The organism is Streptomyces sp. NPDC048352, from assembly GCF_040651895.1.
Classification (GTDB): Bacteria; Actinomycetota; Actinomycetes; order Streptomycetales; family Streptomycetaceae; genus Streptomyces.
In genome coordinates this window covers 12,042-27,237 of record NZ_JBEZKZ010000058.1, presented here as the reverse complement: position 1 = coordinate 27,237, position 15,196 = coordinate 12,042, and the positions used below count along the sequence as shown (strand labels likewise).

Below are 15,196 nucleotides of genomic sequence, written 5' to 3'. Positions count from 1 at the left end.
CAGTCAGCCGGCTGGTGCAGACGCTGTGTGCAGAGGAGCGGTGCGTCAAGCCCCGCGACGGTGCGCCGACGGACCGGACTGATCGTCCTCGTCCTCGTCGTCATCGTTGTACAGATCCGCGTACTTGGCGTACGGGTCGTCGTCGTCCAGATCGTCATCGACTTCGACCGGAGCGCCGATAGGCAGCGGCTCTGTCTGCGATGCGCCCAGCTCATTGGCCAGACGCGAGAGGTCAGTCCCGCCGCTGTTGTACTTCAGCTGGCGGGCGACCTTTGTCTGCTTGGCCTTGGCCCGGCCGCGCCCCATGGCTCGACCCCCTCGGTGACGGGGCTCGACGGCCCCAGAGTCTGACACGCGTTCATGGTTCGGAGCGGGCTCTCCGTGGAGAGACCGTCCCAGGGGTTTAACGGTACCTGCTTCCGCGGCCATACGGTACGCCGCCCGCATGACGCGCCTCTCCACAGGACCAGCGGGACACCCCGTACTCGCTGGTCAGCTGCGATTTTAACGCTTTCCGAGCCGCCGACCCGCCGAAGCGCAGTGAGTTCCGTCTCGCCGCGCCCCGGCGGGTCCCCGGCGGGCTAGGCCTTGCGGGCCGCCGTGCGGGCGGCGAGCGCCTCGGACATGCGCTGCTCGGCGATCCGGTCGGCCGCGGCGGCCGGCGGGATCCCGTCCGCCTTCGCACGTGCGAATATGGCCAGGGTGGTGTCGAAGATCTTCGAGGCCTTCGCCTTGCACCGGTCGAAGTCGAAGCCGTGCAGCTCGTCGGCGACCTGGATGACCCCGCCGGCGTTGACGACGTAGTCCGGGGCGTAGAGGATCCCGCGGTCCGCGAGGTCCTTCTCGACGCCCGGGTGGGCGAGCTGGTTGTTCGCCGCGCCGCACACGACCGTGGCGGTCAGGACGGGGACCGAGTCGTCGTTCAGGGCGCCGCCGAGCGCGCAGGGGGCGTAGATGTCTAGGCCCTCCGTGCGGATCAGGGCCTCGGTGTCGGCGACCGCGGTGACCTTGCCGTCGGGGTGGCGGTCGAGGATCTCCAGGACCGACTCCCAGCGGACGTCCGTGATCACGACCTCGGCGCCGTCCTCCAGCAGGTGCCCCACCAGGTGGCGGCCGACCTTGCCGACCCCCGCGACGCCGACCTTGCGGCCGCGCAGGGTGGGGTCGCCCCACAGGTGCTGGGCGCTGGCGCGCATGCCCTGGAAGACGCCGTACGCGGTGAGCACCGAGGAGTCGCCGGCGCCGCCGTTCTCGGGGGAGCGGCCGGTGGCCCAGCGGGTCTCGCGGGCGACGACGTCCATGTCCGCGACGTACGTGCCGACGTCGCAGGCGGTGACGTAGCGGCCGCCGAGCGACTCCACGAACCGGCCGTAGGCCAGCAGGAGTTCCTCGCTCTTGAGGACGGACGGGTCGCCGATGATCACGGCCTTGCCGCCGCCGAGGTCGAGGCCGGCGAGGGCGTTCTTGTACGACATGCCGCGCGAGAGGTTCAGCGCGTCGCGGACCGCGTCCTCGTCCGAGGCGTACGCGTGGAAGCGCGTGCCGCCGAGGGCGGGACCCAGGGCGGTGGAGTGGATGGCGATGACGGCCTTCAGGCCGGTGGCGCGGTCCTGGCACAGCACGACTTGCTCGTGGCCGCCCTGTTCCGAACGGAACAGGGTGTGCAGGACGCCGTCGGTCATTTCGGTCACGGTGGTGACTCCCATGGAAGAGATGCGGCGGAAAGACGCCCGCCCTGCGGGTGGGGGAGGGCGCACTGGGAGCAGAGTAAGACCTGCGGAGCGCGGGGGTACCCCCTGTCCGGGGATCGGAACACTCCCGTGTTGCCCGCCTCCCGGAGGTGAGCCGGAGCGCCAAACAGGGGAGGACGGGTGCGTGAGCGAATCCCCGCGGCCCGGGCCGGTCGTCCCGTACGCCTCCTACCTGCGCGTGTACGAGCCCCTGGCCGCCTTCGCGGAGCCCGAGCGCACGCACTGGGCGGCCTACGCCCGGCGCGGCACCGCCCCCACGGCCCAGGACGAACTGCGGCGCTCGCTCTCCGATCTGGTGCGCGTCCCCGTGGTCGGGGTGCCGGCGCACGAGAGCGGGGACGCCTTCACGGCGGAGCTGGACGGGGTGCTGCTGGTCTGCCCCTGGCGGACCCGGCTGCGCGGCTGGCTGGCGCTCCAGGAGCTGGTCGCCGAGTTCCCGCGCCCGGTGCTGGACGCGGCGCTCCCGCCGGCGCAGCGGCGCCGGGCCGCCGAGGCGTACGAGGCCTGGCGCGAACGGAACCCGGACGCGCGCCCGTGGATCCGTACCGGGGTGTGGCAGGTGCCGCTCCGCTGGTTCGTGCTGGTGGCGGACGAGGAGCGGGAGTACCTGCCGGGCGAACGGCTGCGCTACCGGACGCCGATGGTGCAGGCACGCCGCCGCCTCGCGCGGGCGCTGCGGACCCTGCGCGCGGCGGAGGGCTACGGGGTCCTGGCGGAGGGGCTGGTGGAGGTCGGCAGCTGGCTGGAGGAGTTCCATCCGCGCTCGCTGGTCGAACTGGATTACGGGGGGCTGCTGCACGCGCTGCCGGCTGACGGCCTGGCGGGGGACCGGTCGGCCCGCGACCTGGCGGAGGGGATCGCGGCGCTGCGGGCGGGGGACCGGGAGGGTGCCGGGCAGGTGTACACCGAGCTGTCGCTGCGCTGGCGGGCGGTCCGGGAGAGGCTCTTCGCGAATTAGGTGGGCTTGGGGCCTTTCGGGAACGGGGGTCGATGGGGATCATGTACGAATCCCGTTCGTCACCCGGTCGGACCCCTCGCGTATCGCCCGTATCGGTTGTCATCGGCCGATCGGCCACAATACGCAGATCAGGGGTTCGATCACCGCATTAGGGTCTTAGTTCCAGGACCTACGTCCCGATACGGGCCATTGGCCCAAGCGTGACGGAACGCACTATCCACACCCTTGCGCCCATCCCCTACCCTCGTGCCAAAATAGGACAAGGAGTCCGGGGAGGGTTCCTTCCGCCCAACTTTGGTCGGAATGCTCGGTATTGCACTCTATGGGGGGTCTGACGACTCCTGATCGCTCTGTGACTGATCGTCACAGTGGGGTGACTGTCCGTTATAGGGCGGTCCATCGGCTTCCGCCGCTGATGAACACCTCGGAGGGCAATTCCATCGGTTTGGCCCTTGAGGCTGGACGGATGGTGTAGTTGTAGTGCCGAGGACAAGCCGTTCGTCCTATAACCGACTCGGCCTGCGTATGTCCATTTCGGGCAACGCGGGCCAAGGTGCAGAATTTAGAGGAAAGAACCGAGATGGTTCGGTTCTCCCGAGGAGGCCGCTCATGACCGCTCGCACCCCTGATGCCGAGCCGCTGCTGACCCCGGCTGAGGTTGCCACGATGTTCCGCGTGGACCCGAAGACGGTCACCCGCTGGGCCAAGGCTGGCAAGCTCACGTCCATCCGCACCCTGGGTGGACACCGCCGTTACCGCGAGGCCGAGGTTCGCGCACTGCTCGCGGGAATTCCGCAGCAGCGCAGCGAGGCCTGAGGTCCCGCAGCACCCCTGCATTAACGGGTACGTGTCGGATCCCCCAATCCGATGAACCCACATGGCTTCATGCGGCCGGGCCTGCCCCAACAGGCTCACTGCCGTTCGATCGCGCTGGACTCCGCCGGGTCCAGCGCGGTCTTTTTTTATGCCCGAACCGGTCCCGGGTGGCGTCGTTCCCGGGATGCCGGCACGGGAGGTGCCATTGCACATATTAAATCGAGTGTGCGTATGGGTCCGATAAAAGTAAGAGTCTCAAAAACTCATGTGGTGACTCCCGTCACACCGATAACTCCCGTCCATCCGGCACGGCACCCGGCGCGCGGATGTCCCGCCCGGAGCGCCTCATGCGTACGGGGATTTTCCCTCACGGGGCGATGTGTTCCGGAGCCCCGCTGGAGGGCCCCTGGAAGGGGCGCGGGAGGTGCCGGGGGCCCGGGAACGTGCCGGAGGGCCGGCGGGGCCCTCAGCGGGGCCTATAGGGGCGCCGCGCTCCGGGCGGTCGCGAGTGCGGGCGGCAGCGGTACGCGGCCCCGGCCCCCGGACCCGGCGCCTCGCCCGTACCCGGACACGCGTCAGGGCCCGTATCCCTTGCGGAATACGGGCCCTGACGTTTCTGCGATCCTGACGGGACTTGAACCCGCGACCTCCACCTTGACAGGGTGGCGAGCTAACCAACTGCTCCACAGGACCTTGATTCGCGGCCGACTGGCGTGGCTGCGAAACAGACTGTACAGCAGCTCAGGGGGTGCGGTCGAACCGGATCACGGCGCCGCCGCGTCCACCGCCTTCACGATCCGCTTGTCGGAGATGGGGTACGCCGTCCCGAGCGCGTGCGCGAAGTAGCTGACCCGCAGCTCCTCGATCATCCAGCGGATCTCCTTCACCGCCTCCGGCACCGGCCGGCCCTTCGGCAACTGCTCCAGCAGCCACAGGTACTCGTCCCGCATCTCGTGGACCTTCTCCATGCGCGTGGTGTCGCGCTGGGCGCCCGTCGGCATCTGCTGGAGCCGCCGGTCGGCCGCCACCAGATAGCGCATCAGGTCCGGCAGCCGGCGCAGGCCGGTCAGCGTGACGAAGCCGGCCGGCACCAGGGCCGCCAACTGTGCCTTCACGTCCGCGACGTTGGCCATCAGGGCCAGGCTGCCGGTCGCCTTCAGCCGCCGCTCGCAGGCCTGCCACGCCGCCAGGACCTGCTGCACCTGCCCGACGGTGCGCACCGTCGTGTCCACCAGATCGGCCCGGACCGCCTCGTACAGCCGGCGGAAGCCCGCCTCGTCCCAGGCGGGGCCGCCGTGGTCGGCGATCAGCTTGTCGGCGGCCGCGGTGGCGCAGTCGTCGAACAGCGCCTGGATGGAGCCGTGCGGATTGCGCGAAAGCGCCAGCTTCTGCTGGTTGGTGAGCTTGTCCGAGGCGAACTTCGCCGGGTTCACCGGGATGTTCAGCAGGATCAGGCGCCGCGTGCCGAGCCACATCGCCTGCTGCTGCTCGGCCTCCGTGTCGAAGAGCCGTACGGAGACGCTGGTCCCGTCGTCCACCAGGGCGGGGTACGCCTTCACCGGCTGGCCCGCCCGCCGGGTCTCGAAGACCCGCACCAAGGTGCCGATCGTCCAGTCGGTCAGCCCCGAGCGTTCGAGCGACTCCCCGCCAGCCCGCTCCGCGGTGGCGGCGGCGGCCTTGGAGAGGGCCTGGCGGGCCTTCGGCTTCAGCTTCAGCCGCAGCGACTCCAGGTCCTTGTCCTCGGCGATCTTGCGGCGCCGTTCGTCGACGATACGGAAGGTGATCTTCAGGTGGTCGGGAATCCGGCCGAGGTCGAAGTCCTCCACCGCCACCGGGACCCCCACCATGCGGTGCAGCTCGCGCGCCAGCGTCACCGGCAGCGGCTCCTGGAGGGGAACGGCCGTCTGGAGGAACCGCGTCGCATAGTTCGGCGCCGGGACGTAGTGCCGGCGGATCGGCTTCGGCAGCGAGCGGATCAGCTCCGTGACGACCTCCTCGCGCAGGCCCGGGATCTGCCAGTCGAAGCCCTCGTCGGTGACCTGGTTCAGCACCTGGAGCGGGATGTGCACGGTCACGCCGTCCGCGTCCGCACCCGGCTCGAACTGGTACGTCACCCGGAACGACAGCTGTCCCTGCCGCCAGGTGTCCGGATAGTCGGCCTTGGTGACCCCGGCCGCCTTCTCCGTCAGGAGCATCTCGCGCTCGAAGTCGAGGAGTTCGGGCTCCTCGCGCTTCTTGTGCTTCCACCAGGAGTCGAAGTGCGCCCCCGACACCACGTGCTCCGGGATGCGCTGGTCGTAGAAGTCGAACAGGGTCTCGTCGTCCACGACGATGTCGCGGCGCCGCGCCCGGTTCTCCAGCTCCTCGACCTCGGTGAGCAGCTTGCGGTTGTCGGCGTAGAACTTGTGGTGCGTACGCCAGTCGCCCTCGACCAGCGCGTTGCGGATGAAGAGCTCCCGCGACACCTCCGGGTCGATCCGGCCGTAGTTGATCTTCCGCTGCGCGACGATCGGCACGCCGTACAGCGTGACCTTCTCGTACGCCATCACGGCCGCCTGGTCCTTCTCCCAGTGCGGCTCGCTGTAGGTGCGCTTGATCAGGTGCTGCGCCAGCGGCTCCACCCACTCGGGCTCCACCTTGGCGTTCACCCGCGCCCACAGCCGGGAGGTCTCCACCAGCTCCGCCGACATCAGGAACTTCGGCTGCTTCTTGAACAGCGCCGAGCCCGGGAAGACCGCGAACTTCGCCGACCTGGCGCCCAGGTACTCGTTCTTGTCGGTGTCCTTGAGCCCGATGTGCGACAGCAGGCCGGCCAGCAGCGAGATGTGGATGTTCGTCTCCGAGGCGTCGGCCTCGTTGACGTGGATGCCCATCGTCTTCGCCACCGAGCGCAGCTGGGCGTAGATGTCCTGCCACTCGCGGATCCGCAGGAAGTTCAGGTACTCCTGCTTGCACATCCGGCGGAAGGAGGACGAGCCGCGCTCCTTCTGCTGCTCGCGGACGTAGCGCCACATGTTCAGGAAGGAGAGGAAGTCGCTCGTCTCGTCCTTGAACCGGGCGTGGTTCTGGTCCGCCTGCGTCTGCTTGTCCGACGGCCGCTCGCGCGGGTCCTGGATGGACAGGGCCGCCGCGATGACCATGACCTCGCGCACGCAGTTGTTCTTGTCCGCCTCCACCACCATGCGGGCCAGGCGCGGGTCCACCGGCAGCTGCGAGAGCTGGCGGCCCATCTGCGTGAGCCGCTTCTTGGGGTCCTTCTCGGAGGGATCCAGTGCCCCGAGCTCCTGGAGGAGCTGTACGCCGTCGCGGATGTTGCGGTGGTCCGGCGGGTCGATGAAGGGGAACTTCTCGATCTCGCCGAGCCCGGCCGCGGTCATCTGCAGGATGACGGAGGCCAGGTTGGTGCGCAGGATCTCCGCGTCCGTGAACTCCGGACGGGCGTTGAAGTCGTCCTCGGAGTACAGCCGGATGCAGATGCCGTCGCTGGTGCGGCCGCAGCGGCCCTTGCGCTGGTTGGCGCTGGCCTGGCTGATCCGCTCGATCGGCAGCCGCTGCACCTTCGTGCGGTGGCTGTAGCGGGAGATGCGGGCCGTGCCCGGGTCGATCACGTACTTGATGCCGGGGACCGTCAGGGAGGTCTCGGCGACGTTGGTGGCCAGGACGATCCGGCGGCCCGTGTGCTGCTGGAAGACCCGGTGCTGCTCGGCGTGCGAGAGCCGCGCGTACAGGGGGAGAACCTCTGTGAAGCGCAGATTGCGCTTGTTCAGGGCGTCCGCCGTGTCGCGGATCTCCCGCTCACCGGAGAGGAAGACGAGGATGTCGCCCGGGCCCTCGCCCTGGAGCTCGTCCACGGCCTCGCAGATCGCGGTGATCTGATCGCGGTCGCTCTCCTCGCTGTCCTCCTCCAGGAGCGGGCGGTAGCGCACTTCCACGGGGTAGGTGCGGCCGCTGACCTCGACGATCGGCGCGTCCCCGAAGTGGCGGGAGAACCGCTCCGGGTCGATGGTCGCGGAGGTGATGACGACCTTGAGGTCGGGGCGCTTGGGCAGCAGTGTCGCCAGGTAGCCCAGCAGGAAGTCGATGTTCAGCGACCGCTCGTGCGCCTCGTCGATGATGATCGTGTCGTAGGCGCGCAGCTCGCGGTCCGTCTGGATCTCCGCGAGGAGGATGCCGTCCGTCATCAGCTTCACGAAGGTCGCGTCCTGGTCCACCTGGTCGGTGAACCGCACCTTCCAGCCGACCGTCTGGCCGATCTCCGACTTCAGCTCCTCCGCGATGCGCTCCGCGACCGTGCGCGCCGCGATCCGCCGGGGCTGGGTGTGCCCGATCATGCCCCGGACGCCGCGCCCCAGCTCCATGCAGATCTTGGGGATCTGCGTGGTCTTGCCGGAGCCGGTCTCGCCCGCGACGATCACGACCTGGTGGTCGCGTATCGCCTCGGCGATCTCGTCCTTCTTCTGGCTGACGGGCAGGTTCTCGGGATACGTGACCTCCGGCATGCGCGAGGCACGGCCGGCCAGTCGCGCGGCGGCCTTCTCGGCCTCCGCGGCGATCTCGTCGAGCACGGCCTGCCGGGCCTCGGGCTTGCGGATGCGGCGGGCGCCCTCGAGGCGGCGGCCGAGGCGGTGCGCGTCGCGGAGGGAGATCTCCCCGAGAAGCGTCTGCAGGGCGGCGAAGGAAGTAGACATACCTGATCGAGGATCTCACCTGGGCCGGGCGGGTGGCGAACGCATTTGTGCCCCTCCCCGTACCATTTCGGGACGAGTCCCCCAGTCGCGCGTATGAGAGGCAGCCCACCCTTGTCCTGTCGTCCGTGTGCGAGCCGGCTGCGGGCCGCCGCGGTGCCGGTGTTGCTCACGCTGCTGGTGATGGCCGTGACGGTGGGCGCGGGGCGGATCCCCGCCCCGGCCGCGCCCACCGTCACGGCCGGGGCGGCACCGGCTCCGGCCATCCGGACGCAGACCGTCCCGGCACCGGCGGCACCGGCGGCACCGGCGGCACCGGCGCAGGCGGCCTTGGCGCAGGCCGGTTCGGTTTCGGTGGTGCCGGCGCAGGCCGGGTCGGCTTGGGCGGTGCCGGCGCAGGCGCCTCTGGCGCAGGCCGGTTCGGCTGCGGTGGTGCCGGCGCAGGGTGGGGCGGGGGAGGCGTCCGTTGGGTTGCCCGGGCGGGGGCCCTCCTGTGATCCGGGCTCGCCGGGGGACCGCCCCGTGCCCGCGGCGCCGCCCCGGGCCGGGCAGGAGCACGCTCCGGGTCCCGCGGCGCGCCCCGCGCCCGAGCCGGCGCGCCCGTACCTCGCGACGCGCGTCCGGGTCCTGGTACGCGGGCCCGATCGGCCGGCGCCCTCGCCCGTCGAGCTGTCCGTGCTGCGGGTGTAGGGGAGAGCCGCACCACCGGTCCCCCCTGCATCACCCGCAACAGCTCTGGAGCACCCGCATGTCCCGTCCGTCCCGCAAACCCCTGCTGATCTCCGCCGGGGTCGCCCTGGCCGCCGTCACCCTCGGACTGGTCTCCTGGCAGGCCACCGCCCCCGAGGAGAGGCACCGCGGCACCACCGCCTCCTCCGGTTCCGCGCCCCGCACCGACCCCGTCGCGGAGCTCGCGGCGCTGGCCCGCCGCGACCCGGGCGACAAGCTCGCGCTGGGCCGCGCCGACGCACCCGTCGTCCTGATCGAGTACGCGGACTTCCAGTGCGGCTACTGCGGCACGTTCGCCCGCGACACCGAACCCGAACTGGTGAAGCGGTACGTCGAGGACGGCACCCTGCGCATCGAGTGGCGCAACTTCCCGATCTTCGGCGCCGAGTCCGAGGCCGCCGCCAGGGCCGCCTGGGCCGCCGGACAGCAGGACCGGTTCACCGCCTTCCACACCGCCGCGTACGCCGCGGACGCCAAGGCCAAGGGCTTCGGCGAGGAGCGCCTCACCGAGCTGGCCCGCGAGGCCGGGGTCCCGGACCTGGAGCGCTTCCGGCGGGACATGGCCGGCGAGCAGGCCGCCGCGGCCCTCAGGAAGGACCGGGAGGAGGGCTACCGCATCGGCGTCCAGTCCACCCCCTCCTTCCTCGTGGGAGGCCGCCCCCTGGCCGGCGCCCAGCCCCTGGAGGCCTTCACCGCCGCCATCGCCCGGGCCGAGGCGGCGGCGCGGCCGTGACCGGCATCGGATACCTGGCCGCCCTGCTGGGCGGCCTCCTCGCCCTGCTCAGCCCGTGCAGCGCCCTGCTGCTGCCCGCCTTCTTCGCGTACTCCATCGACTCCCGCTCACGGCTCCTGGCACGCACCGGGATCTTCTACGCGGGCCTCGCGAGCACCCTCGTACCGATGGGCGCGGCGGGCTCCTACGCGGGCCGCTTCTTCCACGGGCACCGCGACCAGCTCGTCCTGGCCGGCGGATGGCTGATCGTCGCGCTCGGCCTCGCCCAGATCCTGGGCCTCGGCTTCGCCCCGCGGCGGATCGCGGAGCTCTCCGGGCGGATCCGCCCGGTCACCGCCCTGTCGGTCTACGCCCTCGGCGCCGTCTACGGGCTCGCCGGCTTCTGCGCCGGCCCGATCCTCGGCAGCGTCCTCACGGTGGCGGCGGTCAGCGGCAGCCCCGTCTACGGCGGCCTGCTGCTGGCGGTGTACGCGCTGGGCATGGCCGTACCGCTGTTCGTGCTGGCCCTGCTGTGGGAGCGCTTCGACCTGGGCCGGCGGCGCTGGCTGCGCGGGCGCGCCTTCCGGCTCGGCCCCCTGGAACTGCACACGACCTCGCTGCTGTCCGGGCTGTTCTTCATCACCCTGGGCGCGCTGTTCCTGGCGTACGACGGGGCGAGCGCCCTGCCCGGGCTGCTGGACGCGGACGCCTCGTACGCCGTCGAGCGCCGGGTGGGCTCCGTCGCGGACGCCGTGCCGGACTGGGCGCTGCTGGGGCTGGTCGCCGCGGGCGCGACCGCCTTCGGCCTGGTGCGGTGGCGGCGTACGGCCCGGGCGGCGGAGCAGGAGGGGTGAAACGCGGAAGGCCCCGTTCGAGAACGGGGCCTTCCTTCTGTGGCTGGGGCCGGGGTCGAACCGGCGACCTATCGCTTTTCAGGCGATCGCTCGTACCAACTGAGCTACCCAGCCACGAGACTGTTTCCAGCCTCAGCGATCCTGACGGGACTTGAACCCGCGACCTCCACCTTGACAGGGTGGCGAGCTAACCAACTGCTCCACAGGACCTTATGTGTGCAAGAGCAAGTCTTGCACATGGTGTTGCGTACCCCCAACGGGATTCGAACCCGTGCTACCGCCTTGAAAGGGCGGCGTCCTGGGCCACTAGACGATGAGGGCTAAAGGCCCGCCGGGCACTTTGCAGCGCGTCGGGGACGTGAGAAGCATATGGGATCCGGAGAGGTATCGCCAAAACGGTTTCCCCCGACGGGTGGGAAGGGCCCCCGCCGGAGCGACAATGGCCGGGTGCTGGAGATGACGCGCGAGGAGTTCGAGGAGCTCGTCGCAGAGGCCCTGGACCGGATCCCGCCGGAGCTGACGCGGCTGATGGACAACGTCGCGGTGTTCGTCGAGGACGAGCCCCCGGCCCATGATCCCGAGCTGCTCGGCCTGTACGAGGGAACCCCGCTCACCGAGCGCGGCGAGTGGTACGCCGGAGTGCTGCCCGACCGCATCACCATCTACCGGAACCCCACGTTGCGGATGTGCGAGGACCGGGAGAGCGTGGTCGCCGAGACGGAGGTGACGGTGGTGCACGAGATCGCCCATCACTTCGGGATCGACGACGAGCGGCTGCACGCCCTGGGTTACGGGTGACCCGCCCGCTGCCCGGCGCGGAGGCCATCGACCCCGACGTCGACCTCCACGTGCCCGCCCAGCGCGCCGAACCGCAGGGCCGGGTGTGCGCCGCGGTCGCGGCGGGCGGGGCCGTCGGCGCCTCGGCGCGCTACGGGGCGGCCCTGCTGTGGCCGGCCGCGCCCGGGGCCTTCCCGTGGGCCACCTTCTGGACCAACGTCGCGGGCTGCGCGCTGATCGGCGTACTGATGGCGCTGATCAGCGAGGGCGGACGGAGCGCGCCGCATCCGCTGCTGCGGCCGTTCGCCGGGGTGGGCGTGCTCGGCGGGTTCACCACCTTCTCCACCTACGCCCTGGACTTCTCCCGGCTGCTGGACGAGGGGGAGGCGGGGACGGCGCTGGCGTACGCCGGGCTGACCGTGGCGGCGGCGCTGGGCGCGGTCTGGGCGGCGGCCTCGGCGACGCGGGCCGCGCTCGCGCGGGCGGGCCGGTGAACTGGCTGCTGGTGGTGGCGGGCGCCGTCGTCGGGGCGCCGCTGCGGTACCTGGCGGACCGGGCGGTGCAGGCGCGGCACGACTCCTTCTTCCCGTGGGGGACCTTCGTGGTCAACGCCTGCGCCTGTCTGCTGCTCGGGGTGCTGGCGGGGGCGGCGCTGGCCGGGGCGGGCTCCTCGCGGCTGGGCCTGCTGCTCGGGACGGGGCTGTGCGGGGCGCTGAGCACCTACTCGACCTTCTCGTACGAGACCCTGCGGCTGGCCGAGCGCGGGCGGCGGTTCCTCGCCGCGGCGAACGTCGCCGCCTCGGTGCTGGCCGGGCTGGGCGCGGTGACGCTCGGGTCGCAGGTGGCGCGAGAGCTGTTCGCGTAAGGGGCGTGTCTCTTACGGGGTAAAGGGAGTTGGGCTCATTGACCCGCTCATCGCGGACCCCGCCGCAGTGCTCCGGAGGTGCCCCCGTGCGCCCTTTGACCGCTTCCCTGTCCGCGTCCCTGAGACTGGCCGTCTCCGCGCTCGCCGTCGCGGCGACGGCGGGATGCATGAGCGTCGGCGAGGACGCCGCGAAGCCGGGGCCCGCCGCTTCGGTGGGCGGCAAGGGCGCGGGCGGGCCCGCCGGGGCGGCCGCCGGCGGGCACGGCTCCGGCGTCCACGGCAACGGCCACGGCGTGAAGGACGCCACGGGGAACCAGGCGGGCAAGCCCGGCGAGCCCGGGAAGGCCTCCGGGGCCACCGGAGCCTCCCCCGGCCCCGGGGCGCCCGCGAAGCCCGGGCAGCCCTCGCCGTCGGTCGGCCCGGGCGGCGGCGCGGGCGGGCAGGGCGGCCAGGTGCCGTCCGGCGGAGGTACGGGCGCCGGCGGCTCGGGGTCCGCGGCGGGCGGATCCGGCTCCGGCTCGGGCGCGGGCGGTACGGGGTCGGCGGCCGGCGGCGCGGGATCCGGCTCGGGCTCGGGGTCCGGCTCGGGGTCCGGATCCGGCGGCTCCGGCTCGGGCGGCTCCGGCGGGACGGGCGGTTCCGGTGGCTCCGGCGGTACGGGCGGAACGACCACGCCGACCGGGGAACCCACGCCCCCTGTGACGGAACCCACACCGAGCGGGCCGTCCGACCCGGGTCCGGGACCGAGCGTCGTGTAGCGGGCGGTCTGCCCCGTTCCGGGCGTCGGGCGGCCCTTGCCGGGGTTCGCGTCACTCGTCCCGGCTTCATCGCAGCAGGTCAGCGGTGGTGTCGGGGGAGCGACTTGCCAGACCCCCGGGAGGGTGCGTATGGTTATAGATCGTTTGATCCCATTGCCCGGCGCCGAATCCGAAGAGCGCCGTGTGGCGCGTACTCTCCCTAGCCGTGGCTGACCGCATTGAGGCGGTCGATTTGCGATTCACGGAGTTTGGGCGCGTGCCGAGACTCCGGAAGGTTTCGCATTTCGCATGTCCATTTCCAGTTCTGACCGTTCCGTCATGCCCGAGAACGACACCACCGACATCGTCGACGCCGAGACCCTCGCGGTCACCGAGGCGATGGACGCCATCGAGGCGGACGAGATCATCGAGGCCCTCGAGGCCGACGTGACCGGCGACGTGAACGACGAAGACGGCGCCTCCGACGCCGAGCCCACCATCACCTTCGCGGACCTCGGTCTGCCCGAGGGCGTGGTGCGCAAGCTCGCGCAGAACGGCGTCACCACCCCCTTCCCGATCCAGGCCGCGACCATCCCGGACGCCCTGGCCGGCAAGGACATCCTCGGCCGCGGCCGCACCGGCTCCGGCAAGACCCTCTCCTTCGGTCTGCCGACCCTGGCCTCGCTGGCCGGCGGCCACACCGAGAAGAAGAAGCCCCGCGCCATCATCCTCACGCCGACGCGTGAGCTCGCGATGCAGGTCGCGGACGCCCTCCAGCCCTACGGCGACGTCCTCGGCCTGAAGATGAAGGTCGTCTGCGGCGGTACCTCCATGAGCAACCAGATCTACGCCCTGGAGCGCGGTGTCGACGTCCTCGTCGCCACCCCCGGCCGCCTGCGCGACATCATCAACCGCGGCGCCTGCTCCCTGGCCAACGTCCAGGTCGCGGTCCTCGACGAGGCCGACCAGATGGCCGACCTGGGCTTCCTGCCCGAGGTCACCGAGCTGCTCGACCAGATCCCCGGCGGCGGCCAGCGCATGCTCTTCTCCGCCACCATGGAGAACGAGATCGGCACCCTGGTCAAGCGCTACCTGTCCAACCCCGTCACGCACGAGGTCGACAGCGCCCAGGGCAACGTCACGACCATGACGCACCACGTCCTCGTCGTGAAGCCGAAGGACAAGGCGCCGGTCACGGCCGCCATCGCCGCTCGCAAGGGCCGCACCATCATCTTCGTCCGCACCCAGCTGGGCGCCGACCGCATCGCCGAGCAGCTCGTCGAGTCGGGCGTGAAGGCCGACGCGCTGCACGGCGGCATGACGCAGGGCGCCCGCACCCGCGTCCTCGCGGACTTCAAGGACGGCTACGTCAACGCGCTCGTCGCCACCGACGTCGCCGCCCGCGGCATCCACGTGGACGGCATCGACCTCGTCCTCAACGTGGACCCGGCCGGCGACCACAAGGACTACCTGCACCGCTCGGGCCGTACCGCCCGTGCCGGCAAGTCCGGTGTGGTCGTCTCCCTGGCCCTGCCGCACCAGCGCCGCCAGATCTTCCGCCTGATGGAGGACGCGGGCGTCGACGCCTCGCGCCACATCGTCCAGGGCGCCGGCGCCTTCGACCCGGAGGTCGCCGAGATCACCGGTGCGCGCTCGCTCACCGAGGTCCAGGCCGACTCCGCGAACAACGCCGCCAAGCAGGCCGAGCGCGAGGTCGCCGACCTGACCAAGCAGCTGGAGCGCGCGACCCGTCGCGCCGCCGAGCTGCGCGAGGAGGCCGACCGCCTCGTCGCCCGCTCCGCCCGCGAGCGCGGTGAGGACCCGGAGGCCGCCGTCGCCGAGGTCGTCGAGGCCGCCGAGGCCGAGCTGGCCGAGGCCGTGGCCGCCGTCGTCGAGCCCGTCGCCCAGGAGCGCACCTTCGAGCGCCGCGACGACCGGGGCAACTACGAGCGCCGCGACAACCGCGGTGGCGACCGTGGTGGTGACCGTGGCGGGTTCCGCCGCGATGACCGTCCGTCGGGTGGCTTCCGTTCCGGTGGTGACCGTCGTGACGACAACCGTGGTGGCGGCTTCCGCCGCGATGACCGTCCGTCCGGTGGTTTCAACCGTGACGACCGCGGTGGCGACCGTGGTGGCTTCCGCCGCGATGACCGTCCGTCGGGTGGCTTCCGTTCCGGTGGTGACCGTCGTGACGACAACCGTGGTGGCGGCTTCCGTCGCGATGACCGTCCGTCCGGTGGTTTCAACCGTGACGACCGCGGTGGCGACCGTGGTGGCTTCCGCCGCGACGACCGTCCCTCCGGTGGCTTCCG

Annotated in this window: 12 protein-coding genes and 4 tRNA genes; 9 read left to right on the top strand and 7 right to left on the bottom strand. The window is 71.5% G+C overall.

Annotated elements, in window-relative coordinates:
- Positions 1 to 45: 45 nt before the first annotated feature.
- Both AB0D45_RS25365 and AB0D45_RS25360 read right to left on the bottom strand, forming a co-directional pair.
- Entirely contained in the window at positions 46 to 306 is a 261-nt protein-coding gene (locus AB0D45_RS25365; RefSeq protein ID WP_361606112.1) for a DUF3073 domain-containing protein, read from the bottom strand.
- Positions 307 to 581: 275 nt separating this feature from the next.
- Positions 582 to 1,691 carry a Glu/Leu/Phe/Val dehydrogenase dimerization domain-containing protein gene (locus tag AB0D45_RS25360; protein WP_362462938.1) on the bottom strand — a complete coding sequence of 370 codons (1,110 nt, stop codon included), beginning with the start codon at positions 1,689 to 1,691 and terminating at the stop codon, positions 582 to 584.
- 184 nt (positions 1,692 to 1,875) lie between these two features.
- Here AB0D45_RS25360 and AB0D45_RS25355 point away from each other — a divergent pair, with 184 nt between their 5' ends.
- Together AB0D45_RS25355 and bldC are read left to right on the top strand one after the other, a co-directional pair.
- Entirely contained in the window at positions 1,876 to 2,709 is an 834-nt protein-coding gene (locus AB0D45_RS25355; protein WP_362462936.1) for a hypothetical protein, read from the top strand.
- Between the two features lie 609 nt (positions 2,710 to 3,318).
- Positions 3,319 to 3,525, top strand: coding sequence for a developmental transcriptional regulator BldC (gene bldC / locus AB0D45_RS25350; RefSeq protein ID WP_003949541.1), 207 nt, complete (start codon positions 3,319 to 3,321; stop codon positions 3,523 to 3,525).
- A 619-nt stretch (positions 3,526 to 4,144) separates the two neighbouring features.
- On the opposite strand, the gene AB0D45_RS25345 is transcribed toward bldC, so the two are convergent.
- Both AB0D45_RS25345 and hrpA read right to left on the bottom strand, forming a co-directional pair.
- Positions 4,145 to 4,218: transfer RNA gene (locus AB0D45_RS25345), tRNA-Asp, on the bottom strand.
- Between the two features lie 71 nt (positions 4,219 to 4,289).
- Entirely contained in the window at positions 4,290 to 8,213 is a 3,924-nt protein-coding gene (hrpA, locus tag AB0D45_RS25340) for an ATP-dependent RNA helicase HrpA (RefSeq protein ID WP_362462934.1), read from the bottom strand.
- Positions 8,214 to 8,958: 745 nt separating this feature from the next.
- On the opposite strand from hrpA, the gene AB0D45_RS25335 reads away from it, so the two are divergent.
- Together AB0D45_RS25335 and AB0D45_RS25330 are read left to right on the top strand one after the other, a co-directional pair.
- Positions 8,959 to 9,672 carry a thioredoxin domain-containing protein gene (locus tag AB0D45_RS25335; protein ID WP_362462931.1) on the top strand — a complete coding sequence of 238 codons (714 nt, stop codon included), beginning with the start codon at positions 8,959 to 8,961 and terminating at the stop codon, positions 9,670 to 9,672.
- Positions 9,669 to 10,505, top strand: coding sequence for a cytochrome c biogenesis CcdA family protein (locus tag AB0D45_RS25330; protein ID WP_362462929.1), 837 nt, complete (start codon positions 9,669 to 9,671; stop codon positions 10,503 to 10,505). The genes AB0D45_RS25335 and AB0D45_RS25330 overlap by 4 nt, the downstream gene beginning before the upstream one ends.
- Before the next feature lie 40 nt (positions 10,506 to 10,545).
- Here the strand turns inward: AB0D45_RS25330 and AB0D45_RS25325 are convergent.
- From AB0D45_RS25325 to AB0D45_RS25315, 3 genes are all read right to left on the bottom strand, one after another.
- A tRNA-Phe gene (locus tag AB0D45_RS25325) sits at positions 10,546 to 10,619 on the bottom strand.
- 22 nt (positions 10,620 to 10,641) lie between these two features.
- A tRNA-Asp gene (locus AB0D45_RS25320) sits at positions 10,642 to 10,715 on the bottom strand.
- A gap of 38 nt (positions 10,716 to 10,753) precedes the next feature.
- A tRNA-Glu gene (locus AB0D45_RS25315) sits at positions 10,754 to 10,826 on the bottom strand.
- A gap of 126 nt (positions 10,827 to 10,952) precedes the next feature.
- Here AB0D45_RS25315 and AB0D45_RS25310 point away from each other — a divergent pair.
- From AB0D45_RS25310 to AB0D45_RS25290, 5 genes are all read left to right on the top strand, one after another.
- Positions 10,953 to 11,303: a metallopeptidase family protein gene (locus AB0D45_RS25310; RefSeq protein ID WP_361606094.1), complete on the top strand. Its 351-nt coding sequence runs from the start codon at positions 10,953 to 10,955 to the stop codon at positions 11,301 to 11,303.
- The gene (locus AB0D45_RS25305; RefSeq protein WP_362462926.1) at positions 11,300 to 11,776 is read left to right on the top strand and encodes a CrcB family protein; all 477 of its coding nucleotides are present in this window, start codon (positions 11,300 to 11,302) and stop codon (positions 11,774 to 11,776) included. The genes AB0D45_RS25310 and AB0D45_RS25305 overlap by 4 nt, the downstream gene beginning before the upstream one ends.
- Positions 11,773 to 12,147, top strand: coding sequence for a CrcB family protein (locus AB0D45_RS25300; RefSeq protein WP_362462923.1), 375 nt, complete (start codon positions 11,773 to 11,775; stop codon positions 12,145 to 12,147). Before AB0D45_RS25305 ends, AB0D45_RS25300 begins: the two co-directional genes overlap by 4 nt.
- Positions 12,148 to 12,233: 86 nt before the next feature.
- Positions 12,234 to 12,905, top strand: a complete 672-nt coding sequence (locus AB0D45_RS25295; protein WP_362462920.1) for a hypothetical protein — start codon at positions 12,234 to 12,236, stop codon at positions 12,903 to 12,905.
- Positions 12,906 to 13,223: 318 nt separating this feature from the next.
- Positions 13,224 to 15,196, top strand: a 1,973-nt coding sequence (locus AB0D45_RS25290) for a DEAD/DEAH box helicase (RefSeq protein WP_362462917.1), incomplete at its 3' end; no start/stop codon positions are given.